The organism is Ktedonobacter robiniae, assembly GCF_016587375.1.
Classification (GTDB): Bacteria; Chloroflexota; Ktedonobacteria; order Ktedonobacterales; family Ktedonobacteraceae; genus Ktedonobacter; species Ktedonobacter robiniae.
Window position 1 is genome coordinate 3,034,560 of sequence record NZ_BNJG01000001.1, and the last position, 17,324, is coordinate 3,051,883.

General features: G+C 55.1%; 15 protein-coding genes and 2 tRNA genes. 15 read left to right on the forward strand and 2 right to left on the reverse strand.

The features are described 5' to 3' along the window. Window positions 1-476: 476 nt before the first annotated feature. A complete protein-coding gene (locus tag JMJ04_RS12725; protein WP_201370851.1) occupies window positions 477-686 on the reverse strand; it encodes a hypothetical protein in 210 nt (69 codons plus the stop codon). Between the two features lie 244 nt (window positions 687-930). Here JMJ04_RS12725 and JMJ04_RS12730 point away from each other — a divergent pair. The 15 genes from JMJ04_RS12730 (at window position 931) to JMJ04_RS12800 (ending at window position 16,605) form a co-directional block, all read left to right on the forward strand. Further along, window positions 931-1,002 (forward strand) — tRNA-Gly (locus JMJ04_RS12730). 39 nt (window positions 1,003-1,041) lie between these two features. Then, window positions 1,042-1,115, forward strand: a tRNA-Cys gene (locus tag JMJ04_RS12735). A 52-nt stretch (window positions 1,116-1,167) separates the two neighbouring features. After that, entirely contained in the window at window positions 1,168-1,992 is an 825-nt protein-coding gene (recO, locus tag JMJ04_RS12740; RefSeq protein ID WP_201370852.1) for a DNA repair protein RecO, read from the forward strand. A gap of 161 nt (window positions 1,993-2,153) precedes the next feature. Beyond that, a complete protein-coding gene (locus tag JMJ04_RS12745; protein ID WP_236038003.1) occupies window positions 2,154-3,398 on the forward strand; it encodes an AAA family ATPase in 1,245 nt (414 codons plus the stop codon). Window positions 3,399-3,734: 336 nt separating this feature from the next. Continuing rightward, entirely contained in the window at window positions 3,735-4,745 is a 1,011-nt protein-coding gene (locus tag JMJ04_RS12750; protein ID WP_201370853.1) for an MFS transporter, read from the forward strand. Continuing rightward, a complete protein-coding gene (locus JMJ04_RS12755) occupies window positions 4,739-5,245 on the forward strand; it encodes an MFS transporter (protein ID WP_201370854.1) in 507 nt (168 codons plus the stop codon). The genes JMJ04_RS12750 and JMJ04_RS12755 overlap by 7 nt, the downstream gene beginning before the upstream one ends. Before the next feature lie 559 nt (window positions 5,246-5,804). Then, on the forward strand, window positions 5,805-7,124 hold the full coding sequence (hisD, locus tag JMJ04_RS12760) for a histidinol dehydrogenase (protein ID WP_201370855.1): 1,320 nt from the start codon (window positions 5,805-5,807) through the stop codon (window positions 7,122-7,124). A gap of 347 nt (window positions 7,125-7,471) precedes the next feature. Further along, window positions 7,472-9,298, forward strand: coding sequence for a protein kinase domain-containing protein (locus tag JMJ04_RS12765; RefSeq protein WP_201370856.1), 1,827 nt, complete (start codon window positions 7,472-7,474; stop codon window positions 9,296-9,298). Between the two features lie 50 nt (window positions 9,299-9,348). Next, window positions 9,349-11,385, forward strand: coding sequence for a zinc ribbon domain-containing protein (locus JMJ04_RS12770; protein WP_201370857.1), 2,037 nt, complete (start codon window positions 9,349-9,351; stop codon window positions 11,383-11,385). Next, entirely contained in the window at window positions 11,379-12,035 is a 657-nt protein-coding gene (locus JMJ04_RS12775) for a PP2C family protein-serine/threonine phosphatase (RefSeq protein ID WP_236038154.1), read from the forward strand. The genes JMJ04_RS12770 and JMJ04_RS12775 overlap by 7 nt, the downstream gene beginning before the upstream one ends. 93 nt (window positions 12,036-12,128) lie before the next feature. After that, entirely contained in the window at window positions 12,129-12,485 is a 357-nt protein-coding gene (locus tag JMJ04_RS12780) for an NADH-quinone oxidoreductase subunit A (protein WP_201370859.1), read from the forward strand. Further along, complete coding sequence (locus tag JMJ04_RS12785) at window positions 12,476-13,180, forward strand: NADH-quinone oxidoreductase subunit C (RefSeq protein ID WP_201370860.1); 705 nt, start codon at window positions 12,476-12,478, stop codon at window positions 13,178-13,180. The genes JMJ04_RS12780 and JMJ04_RS12785 overlap by 10 nt, the downstream gene beginning before the upstream one ends. A gap of 200 nt (window positions 13,181-13,380) precedes the next feature. After that, a complete protein-coding gene (locus tag JMJ04_RS12790) occupies window positions 13,381-13,782 on the forward strand; it encodes a hypothetical protein (protein ID WP_201370861.1) in 402 nt (133 codons plus the stop codon). Between the two features lie 42 nt (window positions 13,783-13,824). Further along, window positions 13,825-14,976 (forward strand): NADH-quinone oxidoreductase subunit D, encoded by a 1,152-nt coding sequence (locus JMJ04_RS12795; protein WP_201370862.1) that lies wholly within the window; start codon window positions 13,825-13,827, stop codon window positions 14,974-14,976. Between the two features lie 234 nt (window positions 14,977-15,210). Then, window positions 15,211-16,605, forward strand: a complete 1,395-nt coding sequence (locus tag JMJ04_RS12800) for a complex I subunit 1/NuoH family protein (RefSeq protein ID WP_201370863.1) — start codon at window positions 15,211-15,213, stop codon at window positions 16,603-16,605. Between the two features lie 66 nt (window positions 16,606-16,671). Here the strand turns inward: JMJ04_RS12800 and JMJ04_RS12805 are convergent, their stop codons facing one another. Next, window positions 16,672-17,313, reverse strand: coding sequence for a phosphatase PAP2 family protein (locus tag JMJ04_RS12805; RefSeq protein WP_201370864.1), 642 nt, complete (start codon window positions 17,311-17,313; stop codon window positions 16,672-16,674). Window positions 17,314-17,324: the final 11 nt, after the last annotated feature.

Below are 17,324 nucleotides of genomic sequence, written 5' to 3' on the forward strand. Positions count from 1 at the left end.
TTCTATATGGCCTCAGAAGATTCCACTGGCAAATTTTGTCAAGTTGTCCGAACTAGCTTGTGAGAAATACCCGAATTATTAGTAGAAACACGAATTGTTGGTGTGGGATCCAAATTATTGGAGGGGAATCGAATTATTGGTAGGAACTCGATTTATCGCGCGCAAGGCGATTTATCACAGCGATACCGCTTTGCAGCTTTTGCACTATAAAGCTAGCCTTGTCCTTTGATAATTCCTCGCTGCCTGACCAGGGGCTTCAGCGCGTCCGAATGCGCCACACCGTTGCTTCACTTACTTGGTCTCCGAGGTGAGGCATTGTCCAAGTATGCCAGGGAGTGGATCGTCGCAATAGAAGATACCCTGATCATGGATGCTTAATTAGTTACGCTCCATCAGTCTTTGAGCGTATTCAGAACTTTCCATAAGGTTAGCAATTTCTGTAGATTTTTATATGCTATGTTGAATACTTGCTCATGTCAGGCGCGGACACCTTCCTGGGCATCCCCTCCATGATCAATGACTGAGGCACCCTCACCAGCGACAACACCAGTGGCTGGGACAAGCTCTGGGCCGCGGGCGACCTGACCCTGAACATCGGCATGGACGTCTCCATATTCACCGGCTTCGGCGAAGAGTCCCGCGTGGCCGAACTGGCCACCAAAGGTGGCGAAGAACTGCTGGCCCACACCACCGAAGAAGCTATTGTAGGATAAGCGTTCATATGAGGCGCGAGACGCCCCGTCCCTTCATATGTAGACGCGTACATTAGCAGCGTCGTGCCACTCATTGGAATATACCGATCTACTTGATGAGGCAAAAAAAGAGCCCCCAACCTGTTGACAAAGACGTGGGGGTATGATATCTTATAAGCGCAGTCGGGGGTGACCGAAAAGTTACAAAAGTAACCAGCGAAGTGATCTCCAAAGACATGCGGGAGTGGCTCAGTGGTAGAGCGTCACCTTGCCAAGGTGAATGTCGCGGGTTCGAATCCCGTCTCCCGCTCTCTCTTTTTATAAGGGTTTTGGTTATATTACTAATCCGGGCGACGTCGCCAAGTGGTAAGGCAAGGCTCTGCAAAAGCTTCACCAGCGGTTCGAATCCGCTCGTCGCCTCCAAAAGACGTGAATTTGTAATCACGTCTTTTTTTTATCCCCAGGATTCCACAGTATGCGAGAACAACGCACCTACTCCACCGATGCCATCATCTTAAAACATTCTGATCTGGGTGAGGCCGACCGCGTCCTGACCCTGTTCACTCCCTACAAGGGCAAGATTCATGCCGTTGCAAAGGGGGTGCGTCGCCCCGTGAGCCGTAAATCGGGACATTTAGAGCTTCTCTGCCAGAGCCGGCTCTATATCGCTCATGGACGCAACCTGGATATTATCACCCAGGCCCAGACCAGCGACGCCTTTCTCGCCCTGCGCCAGGGCGATGACATCTGGTATCGCACCTGCGCCATCTACCTCGCCGAACTGGTAGATCGCTTTGTCGAGGATGATACTCAGCACGAGGATGTCTACAACCTACTCCTCCTGGCCCTCAAAACCCTCGATGAGGATGCGCGCCAGGTCCAGCAACAACGGCAGGCTGGTACAAGCGACCCCGCGCACGAGCGAGATCGCAGCCTCCTTCTCTTACGCTACTTCGAGATCTATCTCCTCTCCTGCATCGGCTATGAGCCCTTGTTGCGTACCTGCGCGCACTGCGATTCCGAGCTAGAGCCGGTCGTCAACGGCTTCACCCCGTCTCTGGGTGGCGCCCTCTGCCCCAATTGCTCCCATCTATGGGCGCAGAAGATCTCTCCCAACGCCCTCAAAGTCTTACGCCTCTTGCAGCGTACAGAGTGGACACAGGTGCCCCGTCTGCGTCTCGATCCCCGCCTCCACGCCGAAGTCGCCACAGCCATGCATGGACTCTTGCGCTATCACCTCGAGCGCGAACTCAAATCCTGGAGCTTCCTTGAGATGCTCACCTCGCCCCCCAACCCCTAAATCCCCACTCACTCAATTTCTTCAATATTTCCTCTTTTACTTGACAAAACCGCTGTCTACCGTACATACTATAAATGTATATCACATAATATATCGTATCGTGCACCTTCCATATGTATACCTCTCGAAAACGTCCCTCTACTTTTCCTATGGAGGCTTACATGACGAAATTCGATTACCAGGCTTACGCCAACCTCTTCGTCCGCCCCTTTATGCCCTTCACCGGCCTCAATGACCTCACCCAACCCTCACCTATCACCAGCACCTGGCCCATCCACAACCTCCTTCCCGCTGGCCTGACCCTCCTCAGCGGTGACCCTCGCTCCGGCAAGACCTCTCTCGCCCTTCAGCTCATGCTCAATGTCACACAGGGCCAGTCATGCTTCGCTGGCGAGGATCGTGCCGACTCCCAATCCTTCACCTCCACGCGCGGCCGCGCCTTCTACCTGGGCCTCGATCACTCACTGCTCCGCCTGCACGAACTCCGCGCCCGCCTACTCGCCGCCCAGCCCGGCACTCTCGCACCCAACAATCTCTTCTTCTCCAACACCTGGACCCCGCTCACGCCCACCGAGGGCCTGCACGAGCTTCAAAGCTGGCTCACTAACTCTCCCGATACACGCCTGCTTGTCATCGATAACCTGGCCTCTCTGCGTCCCCTCTTCACGGGCAATGACCGCGAACTGCTCGCCCTCCTGCGCCGCCTCGCCGAAAAATATGATATCTGCATTCTCGTGCTCCACACCTGCAAGCGCTCCTCACCGCTGACCGCCTCGGTCGATCATCACCTCCATCTCAAACGCCTCCCCGTCTCCAACTTCTACCATCTCGATGTTCTCGGCTCTTCGCTTGCTCCCTTCTCCCTCACACTCCATTCTCCGACCTCTCACATTAAGTTCCGCCACGCTTCCTTACAAGAAAGCCTGGCCCTCACCACTCTCAGTGCCCATAAAACCCTTACCCCTGAGCGCCTCGCCATTCTCCACCTGGTCCATACCTGCGACCAACCCCTCTCACCCGCCCAAATCACTGCCGTCCTTGACCTCGACTACACCTGCGTGCGCCAGCTCCTCAGCAAAATGGTTAAGGCCAACCTCCTCACCACCGTCTCTCACGGCCACTACACCCTCCACCCCTTCATCAAACCTCTCGTCCCCGAACTCCTCGCCCAGCATCCCTGCCAGTTCAAATTCGAGATCGCTCACATCCTCCTCACCTCCGACTCCGACGATACCCCAACCCCTGAATCCTCTCCCAACGACCCTTCCAACACCGCCCAAACTCCCGACACCCCAGCCACCCTCGCATCCCAAACCCGGATTGCTCACAATCTCACCCCTCACTCCCATTCTCTCCTGGCTCCCCAAACTAAAAATACCCATCCCAACCAACCTGGTACGATCTAACATATGCGCGTCATCTTTTTTGCTCAATGTATCCCATAGGTGCCCGATTTATCGCGCACAAGGCGATTTATCGTAGTAATGACGTACAAAGAGCATTGTTCCAGAATCCTCTAACGCCCTCAGGAAAGCGGCGCCACACCATCTCATCGGTCACGACTCTGTACTCGTGCAATAAATCGCCTTGCCCGCCATAAATGCGGCCTATGTGAGGTTGACGCACACCTTATTCTGACAATACTCTAGGCAACGTATCCATTCTATGATATGGTAGTGTACAAGTTATCTCGCGTGGCTCCCCAGACATTGTGTCTCTCCATCTACTCTAAGGAGGTGCCCATGAGCGATGTTGCTCAGCCAACTAACTCGGCTCATCAAGCTTCTCACTCTAATCTCTCAACTCGTGCCCGCTCTGTCTTCTGGGTTATGTTTAGCATCAGCTTATTGAATTATCTGGATCGCTATGTCTTTAACGGCTCAGTCAACGTGATCGCCAAAGAGCTGCATTTTGATCTGAGCCAGACCGGATTACTGTCCTCGGCCTTTCTCGTCATTTACACCATCTTTGCGCTGCCCGTGGGCTACTGGGCCGACAAGGTCAAACGCAAAAATGTGGTTGCCTGGTGTGTCGCGCTCTGGAGCGTGGCGACCGCGCTGACCGCTTTCGCGACCAATTTTACTACCCTCTTTCTTGCACGTATGCTGCTTGGAATTGGTGAAGCCGGCTATTTTCCTGCCGGAACCGCCCTCTTAAGCGATTATTATAGTCGTAGCAAGCGTTCACGGGTGATGAGTACCTGGGGAACGGCCCAGCTCTTCGGTATTCTGATTGGTATGGGGGCTGGAGGAGCCGTGGCGGGCCTGTATATTGGGAGCTGGCGCCTGGCTTTCATCTTTACGGGTATACCGGGGTTAATCCTGGCATATCTGGCCTGGCGTATGCATGAGCCACGGCGCAACCAGGCCGATGAGGAAGAGCTGGCTTTGGAGGCACAGCATGTCGAGGTGCTGTCTGAGATCCAGCAGACATCACAGAGTGTCGTGTCTGCTGAAGTTGGGAGCACGCAAGAGGGCCAGACTGGCTGGACGCGTATATTACGGCTAGCCATGAAGGAGGTGCTTGTGTGCAGCCGGACGCTGTTGCGGATCAAGACCCTGTGCGTGTTGATCGCTATGCAGATCTTTGCCTTCTTTGTCCTGGGTGTCAATACCACTTTTCTCTCCATCTATTTACAACAGAAAGACACCTTTGGCTTCACATCTGGCCTGGCGGGCATCTACTCCGGGGAATTATCGTCCTGGCGGGTATTGTGGGCACCCTGGTGGGAGGATATGCTTCGGATATGCTGAATCGCAGGCATGCAGGTGCCAGAGTTCTGGTCTGTGGCATCGGTTTTCTCCTGGCGGTACCCGCGTATGCCGTCGCTCTTCTGGCAAATAATCTCGTGCTCTTTACCATTTTCTTTATTCTCACCGCGTTCCTGCTCACGATTTATACCGGGCCAAGCACGGCGGCGACCCAGGATGTTGTCCCCTCTCGCCTGCGCTCTTCGGCTATAGCGCTCTCGCTCTTGATCGCGCATATGCTGGGGGACGCCTTTGCTCCGACCCTGGTAGGTGTTATGGCGACTTCCTTTGATCCGACCGGAGGAGAGCATTTTCGTCTCGGTATGGCGGGCCATGACCTGGCGACAGCCCTGCTCTATACCTGTCTACCAGCCCTGTTTATCGCCGGCTTGATAGGAGTATCGGGTGCCAGGTGGATGGCGGAAGACATTCATGAGGCCCAGCGTGTAGATGTCCAGGAGCTGACAGAACAGGCGAATGGTGTAGTAGGGATGACACAATAGGGTCATCAACATGCACATAGACGTAGACAAGTGAGTCTCTTTCTTTGTATCATAAAGGGGGGCGGCGGTGGTGGGGGCGCTTCAAATTTTTGCAGTCCCATAGGCCCCCCATTTATGACTCTGCTGGGAAATTTTGCCCAGACCAGTTGCCGAATTCGGTAGGGACCAGCCTGTCCCCAAATGGGGGCTTTAGCGCGTCCGAAGGCGATTTATCGCAGTGCGGCGCTAGCCCAAAAAGTCCCGCAAAAGCATGCCACATGGTCTATTGCTTGTTCAATGAATAAAAAGCGGCTTGCGCCGACAGGCCATACATGGCGTTCGGACGCGTTAGCCTCCCGATTTATCGTGGAGGCCCCTACCGAGGGGGTAACGCCTTTCTCGGAGGCTTGTTTGAACAATCTGATAAAATTTCCCAGCAGAGTCATTTATGGCGGGCAGATTCATCATCCTGAGGCGATGAGGTTGCCTATGGAGTCTCTCTGCCGGGGCGTGGGACTTCCTTGATATGTAGACGCGTGCTTTAGCAGCGTCGGCCACTGGAAAAGGAAATCGTAACTTTATGATCCACTTCTATGAACTGGCACAGCTCGATGCTTCGCAGCGCGCGCGCCTCTTGCGGCGCTCGGAGGTGAAGATTGATGAGCTTATCGAGTATGTGCGACCAATTGTCAACGCGGTACGGGATCGGGGAGATGAGGCCCTGGTCGAGTTCATGGCTCGTTTCGATCATGTGCAGCTGTCACCTGAGCATTTGCGTGTGAGCCGCGAGGAGATCGAGCGCGCGCATACCTTGCTTGATAAAGATGTCTATGCTGCGATTGAACACGCGATTCATAATGTACGGACCTTTCACCAGCATCAAATGCCGCATGAGCAGTGGTTTACGCAGGTTGCGCCAGGTGTAATGGCAGGCGAGAAGATCACGCCGATCAGTAGCGTAGGTCTCTATGTGCCACGTGGGAAAGGTTCCTTCCCTTCTGTGCTCTATATGCTGGCGACGCCCGCCAGTATTGCTGGCGTGCCACGCATCGTCGTGTGTACCCCGCCTGGACCCGATGGCCAGGTTGACCCGGCCTCGCTCGTGGCGGCGGACCTGTGTGGTGTGCATGAGATCTATCGTGTAGGTGGGGCCCAGGCCATCGCGGCCCTGGCCTATGGTACAGAGCATATCGCACGTGTGCATAAGATTACAGGACCGGGTAACCCCTATGTCTCGGCCGCCAAACGCCTGCTGTTTGGCACGGTCGATGTGGGCTTGCCCGCTGGACCAAGCGAGGCCATTCTGCTGGCGGATGCAAGCGCCGACTCTGAACTGGTGGCGCGTGACCTCCTCATCGAGGCAGAGCATGGTCCTGATTCTTCGAGCCTGCTGGTAACGGATAGTCGGGAGCTGGCACTGGCTGTGCGTGAACTCTTGCCAGGCAAGATAGCTGCTTTGCCGGAGCCGCGTCGCACCTTCTGCCAGACCGGGCTGGAGAGCGAGAACGGGACGGGCGGGATTGTCCTGGCAGCGGATCAGCAAGAGGCCATTGCCTTTGTCAATGAGTATGCGCCTGAACATATGGAGGTGCATGTCCGTGAGCCATTCGCCGTCCTGCCCATGCTCCACAACGCGGGCGAAATTTTGCTGGGAGCCTATACACCAATCAGCCTGGGGAACTATAGCCTGGGGACAAATGCCATTCTACCCACGGGTGGCTTTGCACATACCTTTTCTTGTACCTCGGTCTTTGACTTCCTGAAGCGTACCGGACTGGCGTATGCCACCCGGGAGGGGTATGCCTCGCTGAGCGAGACCACCCGCCGCCTGGCCGAATTTGAGGGCTTCCCCTCACACGCCAACGCGGTCACAGATCGTCCCAATCCCAAGCTCTTTTGAAAAAGGGAAAAAGTGGGGAGTGCAGAGGGGCGTCAGCCCCTCTGCGTTTCTTCCCCTCCCGCCGCAGGCGGGATACATCCCTTTCAGACGAAATTGAACAGAGCACTATGTAGGGAACAAGCGGCAGGTTGGGAAGGTGGACCATATGAGAGGTGAGCATTGCTCAAATATGAGCAATTCCGCTTTCTAAATATGAAGTCCGCTACTGCTCACCAATGCGAAGATATGTTATAATGCCCCCTATAATCAGGATGTAAGAAAAACGGAGTTTGGCAAAGCCTTTTGCCAATTGGGTGGAAGCAACGAAGTTCGGCCGTGAAGTGAAAGATATGATAGAGCGGTAATATATGGATAATAGTTACTCAGCAGATCAGAATCGCCTATCGCCTGGCAGTAATGCTCAAGCTAACGCTCAAGCGTCCGCGCCTGAGTCTGCTAATCAGCCTGTGCAGCCATCGACTGATGGGGAAGTGATAGGATCGCGCCGTCGTTTAGCACCGGGAACCGAGCTATCAGATCATCGTTATCGCATTGAGCGCCTGGTGGCATCGGGAGGCATGGGCGCGGTGTATCGCGCGATAGATACCCGTTTCAATCGCCCCTGCGCCGTCAAAGAGATGCTTGATGAGTTTAGCGATGAGAAGGACCGCGCGCAAGCGGTTGAATGGTTCTCGCGTGAAGCGACACTTCTACTTGACCTTAACCATCCCTGTATTCCACGTGTGCGCGACTTCTTTATTGAGCGTGGTCGCCACTACCTGGTGATGGATTTTATCGAAGGCTCTACCCTGGCGGAGGTCCTGGAGAAAGAGGGGAATGTGCTGGGGATACAGGGGGTGCGTGGCGTGACCGAGGTTCGTGCACGGACCTGGGCCAGGCAACTGTGTGATGTGCTCAACTACCTGCACCGGCAGACTCCCCCTATCATTTTCCGTGATCTTAAACCCTCAAATATTATGGTCACCGGGCGCGATGAAATTAGATTGATCGATTTCGGTATTGCGCGTAGCTTCCAGTCTCAAGGGAAGGCGACCATCATTATGACCCTGGGTTACGCTCCTCCAGAGCAACTGCATGGTCAGCCAGAGCCCCGAAGTGACATTTACTCTCTGGGCGCGACTCTGTACCGCCTGTTGACCGCGCATGACGCCGCCAATAACAAACCCTCAATCTTCGCCTTCCCCCCGCTGCGTTCGTTGCGTCCAGATATCAGTCCCGGGTTTGAGCAAGTGATTATGAAGGCCCTGGCCTATGCGCCAGATCAGCGCTGGCAGAGTGGCATGGAGATGGGCAACGCTACTGCGGTCCTTCCTCCCGTAACAGGTGTTCCTCCTATGCGCTCCGAACCTGTCTCTGGCGGACCCTTAACAGGCGGAAACAGATCGTCAGGCCCACAGGGGAATAGCCTGCCTGGGCAGGTGGCTGGATCGAGCGTTCTTCCTCCTCAGCAATCCACGCCTAATGCCGGCATGACAGGCCCCGCCGGAACGTACATCGCGGATGCGCTCCGCCACCTGGCTGCTGGGCGCACTGAAGATGCCTATGGGGCCGTACAGTTTGCCTATGGCAGAGAGCCAAACAATGCCCTGGTACATAAACTCTTCGGGCAGGTGTTCGCGCGTCGGCGTCCAGCACAGATTGATCAGGCGATTCAGGCCTACAGGCGCTCGCTTGAGTTAAACCCTGCTGATACCGAGACCCATAAACTGCTGGGTGACGTCTGGCTCTATCTGCGCCCCATACCTATGCAAGCCATTCCCGAGTATGTGGAATCGCTCAAGCTAAACGCCCAGGACCCTGAAACTCATTTTCGTCTTGGACAGTGCTACGAGAAGACACGCCAACTTGACCGAGCTGAGTTTGAGTACCATGAAGCGTTTAAACTGGCTAAAAGCCTTCCCAACCAGTCACAAATGTTGGTAGTCTTTGCGCAAACGCTGGGAAACCTGGCCTTTTACTTAAGGCACTACAACCTGGCTGAAGAGGCCTATGTGCAGATGCTCTTTCTGAATCCCAGCGATCATGCGACGCGCTTCCAGTTGAGCCAGGTATACGAGAATGAGAACCGCCTGGACGATGCCTTGCGTGAATGCGAACATGTCTTGCGTTCCCCAGGTGTCACTCCAGCCGTCCAGCAAATGCGCCAGCGTTTACACATGCGCATGGGTAGGTAAATGTGGATCCGCGTTCGCTCTGCATATTCGGCGTGAAGAGGTAATGTCAAATGCGTAGGCAAGGTGAACCCTCACGGGGACAAGGATGTTGGTGGCAGGCAGCCATATATGGCTTGCTTGCCCTTGTGTTGGCATTGCAGTGGTTGCTGGTCTCTACAACAGGAGCATTTGCTATGTCGAGGGCGGGGCGTGCGAACGATCCTAGCCAGGAGGTTGCACGTGCCGGAACAGCGGTTGTGCGCTTGCTTGCTACGTATGAGATCGCATCGGAGACGAGCGCGCAACCTGGGCACTCGGCATCATCTCTGCTCCTGGGATCGCTGGGCGTGCGCAATCAGCTCTTTTATACCTGTACTGGCCTGGGCACGATTATTGCAAGCTGGTCGGCTGCCGAGTTGAGCCAGCGCTTTCCAGATGCTAGTTTCGCGAATCAGAATACCTGGGTGCTGACGGATAGCAGCGTCGTAAGCAAAAGTGGCTCAGGTTGTCAGGCAGCAGGCGGCGGACGCCTCGTCACGCTAAAAGTTTATTTTAGTAATCTCTATAACAGTGAGGCACAACCAGTTGTCGTGTACGAGTCCGATGCTCAGAGTAGTGTGGCCCTCAATACCTTTTGCCTGGATGAGAGCGAAAGCTGTGCACAGGATAGCCCGGTCGTATTTTCCTTTAATTCCAATAAACTATATCCATATGTAGATATAGCACAAGCAAATGCTACCCAACCAGCTTCGCTTGGCCTGACTACGAGCAGTCCGACCAGCCAGGCTCTACCGCCAGCGAATGTGAACGAGTCGCAAGCTGCGCAATATCTCTCACCTGCGCTTCTGCCAGCGAATGCGGCGCTCGAACCAGGAACGCCCCTCCTGGATAAAAGCGGGGCCTTAGTACAACTGCGTCTCAAGAGCCAGGCGATAGAGAGAACCGAGTTAGTGGCTGCCTTGCAGAAGGTGCCACCTACAGGAACGACGCATGTGTTGGATATAAATAGAAGTCTTGAGAATAATGTACATATGAATTGGGTGCAAGGAATCGCAAATTATTATCGGCAGCCTCCCGACTATAGACGGGCCGAGGATTTCTTTCATAAGGCATTGCTCGCCAACACGGATTTCGCAGGCGCGCATCTATTTGAGCAGAAGGCAAGCGAGGCATTGAATGTGAATAAACAATCTACTAGTAGTACCCAGGCAACCGGCACGAGTATCACCATTGCGGGTATCCCGGTCCCGATTTTGCCACTTGTGATTGCTGTCCTGGCTGTGCTCATTATTCTGCTTATTCTGACCAGCGTCTCCTTTGGTCGTAAGCGTGTGCAGCGTAAGCGACAACGCAGACTACTGGAAGAGGCTGAGCGTAACGCTTCAGTTGAGGCCTCGCGTATTTCGGAGGAGGAGGCGAAGCTGCGCCAGAAGCTCCCCGCCTGGGAGCATAAGACCATGCCTATCGCCAGAGATGACGATGCGGGAGCCACGTACTCTCCCGTACCTGTCACAGCGGAAGCCCCACCAGCAGCGGCGGGCAATATCGCGACGCCAACCGATCAGCCGACCTTGGTGAATAATACCGCTCCCTCGATGCAGGCCGTGCAACTGGTCTGTCCCAATTGTAAATCCCCAGTGTCAAAGGGCGATAATTTCTGCCATCATTGCCGTTGCCCTCTCTCGCCTTCGGCCTCTGGTCTGAATTTGCGTATACCATCACAGTATTTGCGCGACCAGCAAAAAGACGCGGCCCCGGTTGCGGGAGCCGTTCCCTTCTCCTCTCTCGCCGATCTGCCAACTGTTGAGTTTACGCCTGAATCTGAGGAGGTGAAGGCTCCAGTATCTGAGGTTTCCACTGCCAGTGATTCTGAGAGGACGGAACCCGGGCATAAACCCAGCAAACCTATTCACTACCTTGTTGGGACGCATACTGATCCTGGTATTAAGCGGAAGCACAAGCCAAACGAGGATAGCTTCTTTGCGGCCAGAGGGGTATGTCGTGTCTATGGTGAGGTTCTGCCATTTGGCCTCTTTGTGGTGGCTGATGGCATGGGGGGCATGCCGCGGGACGCGATGCCAGCCGCCTGGCTATCCAGACCATCGTAAACTTTATGGTTCCCAATCTACGGGCGGAGAACGATCTGCCACGCGAGGGCCTGGTGCGCCTCCTGGTGGATGGCGTGCAGCAGGCCAACCAGGCGGTACACCAGCACAATATGGAGCTACATGCCGACATGGGAACCACGATGACTGCGGCCTTCATCGTGGCTGACACCGCCTATGTGACCAATGTCGGTGATAGTCGCACCTATCTCTACCGCCAGGGTGAGCAGCTACGCAAAGTGACCAATGATCACTCGGTCGTGGCAAGCCTAGTCGAGGCTGGTATTATCCAGCCAGATGATATCTATACTCATCCTAAACGCAATCAGATTTATCGTAGCCTTGGCGAGAAGACCGCCATTGAGATTGATGCCTTTGAAGAGCAGGTATACGATGGTGACCTGTTGCTGCTCTGCTCCGATGGACTCTGGGATATGGTCCGTGATCCACAAATCGAGCATATGATCAAACAGCCACAGAAGGATGTGCAGGGCATCGCAGATGCCCTGGTTCAGGCCGCCTTGCGTGAGGGCGGCGATGACAATGTGAGCGTGATTGTGGTGGGGATACGGGAGGCGCAAGGGGAATCCCGGGGACGTGGTTTCCAGGTGCTTGCCAAGCCTGACACGGTTCAGTTACCCCAACTCACGTGAAATTGTCGCCTCTTACTCACTGTGCTATAATCATTGCAGCATCTTCTTGCCTCTGTCGATATTCGGCAGAGGCTTGTATTGGGAGGAACGCTTGTGTCTCTTGGGTACTTATACGCGGGTATTCTGTTAGTAGCCGGTTTTGTTTTTGTTATTCTTGCAACTACGGTCTCTAACATACTCTCACCCCATAAAAAAACAAAAGAAAAAGCCCAGACCTATGAGTCTGGTGAAAAGCCAATTGGCTCGGCCTGGGTACAATATCCACTTGGTTTCTACATCTTTGCCCTACTCTTTGTGGCCTTTGATGTGGATATTGTGTTTATCATTTCCTGGGCAGTCATCTTCAAGCAATTAAGTGTTTTTGGTTTTGTCGAGATGCTCTTCTTTATCTTAATACTCGCGCTTGGCCTGGTGTATGCCTGGCGTAAGGGAGTGACACGATGGATCTAGTACCACGTTCTACAAATATGCCTAGTGCGACAACGGGCTATCGTGACCAGAACGCTGCTCTGGCTCGCGACCTGGCTCCGCTCTCGCAGATCACAGGCAAGCCTGTCAATGCTACCACGCTCAAAGGGGATTTCCTGGGCCTGGTCGTTGATAAAGAGAACCTGGTGGCCGTCTGTCGCTTTGTGCGCGACCAGCTAGGATTTGATTTATTGGTGTGCGTCTCGGGTGCCGATATGCTTGATCACCTGGAGTCGGTCTATCACCTGCGCTCAACCACGCGCGCGCAGTTGCTACAGATCAAGGTACGTATCGAGCGCGAGAAGCCAGAAGTTGATAGCGTGGTCTCGGTCTATCCAACTGCTAACTGGTTGGAGCGCGAGACCTACGACATGTATGGCATTCGCTTCGCGGGCCATCCTGATCTCCGCCGTATGTTGCTGGATGATGACTTCGAAGGCTATCCCTTGCTGAAGGACTTCAAACAGGTGCCAATGACCGCAAAGCCTCGGGCGACCACGCAGATCGATCCAAATATGGCGGTCTCGGGCAAATTCCAGCAGCAGCACCTGGAGCGTGTGGTGCAGAAGAAACTGGGTCAGGGCCTGGAGGAGCGCCTCCATCCTGGCACTCCAACCTTCGGCCATGCTTTCCAGGATTATCAAGAGGCGGGCGAACAGCAGGCAGATACGGAATAAGTGCCTTATCGGAAACCTGAGCGCTTGTCCCCAAAATGGGGGCGGCGCGCTAGCCACGAGAGTGGCGCCGCACCCCCGAATGGGGTTGCATTCCGCATTAAAAGGCCACTTGGGAAGTTGAAAGCACGTCTGATAGAGAGCGTTTAACAGACACTTGTGGATCGCTTTCTTTCTATTGCAGAAGAACGTGAGTGTGGGCTATGCCAAAGGCCAGGACGCATCGTAGAGGCGCGGGACGCAGTCGTACTGAGAGCCAGAAACAGGGTCGTGAAACACAGGGCGTCGGCAAGGTCGCACCAGGCCAGGACAGGGAAGGGCGCGCGAACGGAAAGAGTCGCGCAGGGGAGGCAGGACAGACGTTGGGGCGTGCCGCACGCTCGGGGTCTTTGGCACGTTCTAAGGGAGTGTCCCAGGCAAGAAATGGTACACAGGGAGTGATGATGCCCATCCTCGTCGCTTGTGTTTGTTTTGGGACGGCGGTAGCACTAGCATTTTTCTCGGCGGACCCTAATCGCTACCTGTTTAGTGCTCTGGCGACACTCATGGGATGTATGTGGTCCTATATGTTCTGGGTCCGCCTGCGACGCCTGCAACGCAGATAAAACTATTGGCAGGCACTGAAACATACTAAACGAGGAAACCTCATGGCTACAAACCAAGAGATAAATATTCCGGTCGGCATCGTGAGCGAGGGTGGCGAACTAAAGTCTCAGGAGATGTTACTCAACCTGGGCCCTCAGCATCCAAGTACACACGGCGTCTTGCGTCTGTTGCTCACGCTTGAGGGCGAGACGGTCGTCGATTGCACGCCGGTTATTGGTTATCTGCATCGCGGCATCGAAAAGATTCTGGAGAATCGCCCTATTATGGGCGGCATCCGTTATATGGACAACGCGGATTACCTCTCGCCTATGCTCAATGAGACCGCCTATGCCGGCGCTGTCGAGCAGTTGATGGGAATTGAGTTGCCACGCCGCGCGCAGTATATCCGCCTGATTACTAATGAGTTACAGCGTATCGCCAGCCACCTCGTGGCCGTGGGTACCTATCTGCTCGACCTGGGTGCGACCACTCCTGTCATCTGGGCCTTCCGTGATCGCGAAAGCATCCTCTCGCTCTTTGAGGCACTGGGTGGTAGCCGCTTTAACGTGAACTATATGCGCGTGGGTGGTGTCCTGCACGATCTGCCCAAGGGCTGGCTCAAAGAGTGCGAGGAATTCCTCGACCAGTTTGAGAAGAGCCATGCGGAACTGACGGCCTTGATTACTGGCAATGAAATCTTTGAGGCTCGTACCCAGGGCGTCGGCTATATTGATCCACAGCAGGCCCTGGCCTATGGCCTGACTGGCCCGATGCTGCGCGCCAGTGGTATCAATTGGGATCTGCGCGTGAACCGCCCTTACATGGCGTATCGCGAGATTGCAGTGAACCCCCAGGTGCGCCAGGAAGGTGACTGCTACGCCCGTTACTGCGTGCGTATGGCTGAAATGCTTGAGAGCGTGCGCCTCTGCCGCGAAGCGATTGATAAGCTTCCGGGTGGCCCTATCAGCACACGCACACCGATCGCGCTGCGTCCTCCACGCGGTGAGACCTACTTCGCGGTCGAGAGCAGCAAGGGTGAACTGGGCGTCTACTTCATCAGCGATGGTAGCGAGTATCCCTGGCGCGCGAAGCTACGTGGCCCTTCCTTTGTCAATCTGCAAATCGTGCCTGAGCTACTGCGTGGTCATAAAATGAGTGATACCATCGCGATCATGGGTAGCACCGATATTGTGCTGGGTGAGGTTGACCGCTAATGCCTCCTGGCATTCAGGTGGAATGGGCGCTTCAGGCGCCGTTCCTCGCTGAATGCTCCGGCTACCTACCTTCAATGGTTACTACCGATTCGGAAACCTGAGCGCGGAGCGCTAGTCACGAAAGTGACGTTGGTTTCCGCATAAGATCTTAGTAAACAAGGCGAAATGGCTGCTTCTGCGCCCGGTATCCCCCGGTAAGCAGAAGCGTGTTCGTTCGCGCTGGAGTCATCTACGATGTTTACAGTTCTTGCTGATGATGGATTGTGGACACAACTGGTCAATGGCATTCTCTCATGGGATACCTTGCAGTTTGTGGTCGCCTTCCTCTCAATATTTGGTTTCGTGCTTACGAGCGCGACCATCCTGGTTCTGCTAGAGCGCAAGGTTATTGCCTGGGTGCAGGACCGTCTTGGCCCCTATCATACCGGTCCCTGGGGCCTTCTGCAGAGTGTCGCTGACGTGCTCAAGCTCCTGCTGAAAGAGGATGTCCATACCGCTGATAGCGACCTGTTGCTCTTCTGGCTGGCACCCGCCGTCTTCCTGGCACCGGCCATCGCGACCTTCGCTGTGTTGCCCTTCTCGCCCTATATCGGGGTTCCGGGGACAGCCCTGGCGACTGGTGTCGTCTACTATGTCGCCATCAGTTCGATCGACGTCGTGGGCGTGGTCATGGCTGGCTGGAGCTCGAATAACAAGTATGCCTTGATCGGTGGCCTGCGTGCCGCCGCCCAGATGATCTCGTATGAGCTACCCCTGTTTCTCTCGCTCGTGGGCGTGATCATGCTGACCAGCGTGCTGGCGGGTCATCCTGGCTATCCCGGCGTGTCGGGCATTGGTACCGTCTCCCTGCGTGAAATTCAGAACTTCCAGAACATCTGGAGTAAGAGCGGCAATCCAGTGCTAGACTTCCTCTTCGAAGGCTTCACGCCCTGGGCCTGGTTTATCCTGGTACAGCCTCTGATGATCGTCATCTACTACACCTGTGGCCTGGCCGAGACCAACCGCGCGCCCTTCGACCTGCCTGAGGCCGAGTCCGAGCTGGTTGCTGGCCATATGACAGAGTACAGCGGTATGCGCTGGGCGATGTTCTTCCTGGGTGAGTATGGCAATATGACCGTGGTATCAGCAATAACGGCCTATATGTTCCTGGGTGGCTTTGCCGGCCCTGGTGTCTCCTACCTGGTTGGCTTAAACAACATCTGGTGGGGCCTGGTTGGTAACCTGCTGGGCCTGGTCTATCTGGTTCTCAAGGTCTACCTGCTCTGCTTCGTCTTCATCTGGATTCGCGCCACGTTGCCACGTCTGCGCGCCGACCAGTTGATGCAATTTAGCTGGCTGATCTTGATGCCGGTTACTCTGGCCAATATCATCGTCACTGGCGGTGTCTACCTGATCTTCGACGCGTTTCACCTCCCCATCGTGGCCTTCCTGGTGACGCTGGGTGTGATTAACTGGATATCGGTTTATGGCTTTATCCAGCTGGTACGCCGCGCGACAGTGGCCTCGACCCGCCGCGCCCAGGCCCCCGCGATCCGTGCGCAGCGTCGTGCGGCTGCCGTGGCTGGCTTGCAGTTGCGCGATGGCGTCCCCGCCCGTGCTCAGCTGACCGCTGGTGGTTCCGAGAAATAAATAGCAAGCACAAAAAATACCTGCTGGGAATGCTCCCAGCAGGTATTTTTTGTGCTTTTGACGACGCTAGATACCATAGAGTGCCAGGGTGAGGGCGGCAATCCCGATAGTGACGAGCGAGCCCGCGATGACCTGTCCCGTCGTGTGGCGATGCAGGACCACGCGCGACCAACAGACCAGTGCCACCAGGGCATAGGCTGGCAGGACGACCTGGCCATAGAGGGCGGTCAGCAGGGTCACTGCCCCCGCCAGTGAGGAGGCGTGAATACTGATCTTCCAGCGGCCCCAGAGCGTGACCATCATCATGATGCAGCCAATAAAGAGCGTCATGAGAAGGGCGGTTTGCAGCGTATGAGGTCCGTGAATAAGTCCTAAGAGGGAGAAGACCGCGAGAACAGAGAGCAGACAGATGATAAAGGGACCGACACGCTGTGAACGTTTGCTTACATCCATATCCGTAAATTTACCGAGCTTGACGCCAATCAGAATGTACAGCATAGGACCCACGCTCACGAAGAAGAGCGTGAGCAGGGTATAGCCGATGGCCTGTAGCTGGTTACTGGTGCGGTAGAGCGCTACCAGGAGGATCGTTGGGATGGATACGACTGGTGGTGAGAGAATGGCTGAAATAGAATGTGCAATCCGCAGACGCAAGGTCCGCGGTGGCAGCCCAGCGGGGGAAACGCCGGTACTGAGAGTATTTGACATGCTCCTGCCTT

Excerpts from the sequence above, each read along its gene's own strand:
- recO (WP_201370852.1), top strand. The coding sequence starts at position 1,168 with ATGCGAGAACAACGCACCTACTCCACCGATGCCATCATCTTAAAACAT.
- JMJ04_RS12745 (WP_236038003.1), top strand. The coding sequence starts at position 2,154 with ATGACGAAATTCGATTACCAGGCTTACGCCAACCTCTTCGTCCGCCCC.
- JMJ04_RS12750 (WP_201370853.1), top strand. The coding sequence starts at position 3,735 with ATGAGCGATGTTGCTCAGCCAACTAACTCGGCTCATCAAGCTTCTCAC.
- JMJ04_RS12755 (WP_201370854.1), top strand. The coding sequence starts at position 4,739 with ATGCTGAATCGCAGGCATGCAGGTGCCAGAGTTCTGGTCTGTGGCATC.
- hisD (WP_201370855.1), top strand. The coding sequence starts at position 5,805 with ATGATCCACTTCTATGAACTGGCACAGCTCGATGCTTCGCAGCGCGCG.
- JMJ04_RS12765 (WP_201370856.1), top strand. The coding sequence starts at position 7,472 with ATGGATAATAGTTACTCAGCAGATCAGAATCGCCTATCGCCTGGCAGT.
- JMJ04_RS12770 (WP_201370857.1), top strand. The coding sequence starts at position 9,349 with ATGCGTAGGCAAGGTGAACCCTCACGGGGACAAGGATGTTGGTGGCAG.
- JMJ04_RS12785 (WP_201370860.1), top strand. The coding sequence starts at position 12,476 with ATGGATCTAGTACCACGTTCTACAAATATGCCTAGTGCGACAACGGGC.
- JMJ04_RS12790 (WP_201370861.1), top strand. The coding sequence starts at position 13,381 with ATGCCAAAGGCCAGGACGCATCGTAGAGGCGCGGGACGCAGTCGTACT.
- JMJ04_RS12795 (WP_201370862.1), top strand. The coding sequence starts at position 13,825 with ATGGCTACAAACCAAGAGATAAATATTCCGGTCGGCATCGTGAGCGAG.
- JMJ04_RS12800 (WP_201370863.1), top strand. The coding sequence starts at position 15,211 with ATGTTTACAGTTCTTGCTGATGATGGATTGTGGACACAACTGGTCAAT.
- JMJ04_RS12805 (WP_201370864.1), bottom strand. The coding sequence starts at position 17,313 with ATGTCAAATACTCTCAGTACCGGCGTTTCCCCCGCTGGGCTGCCACCG.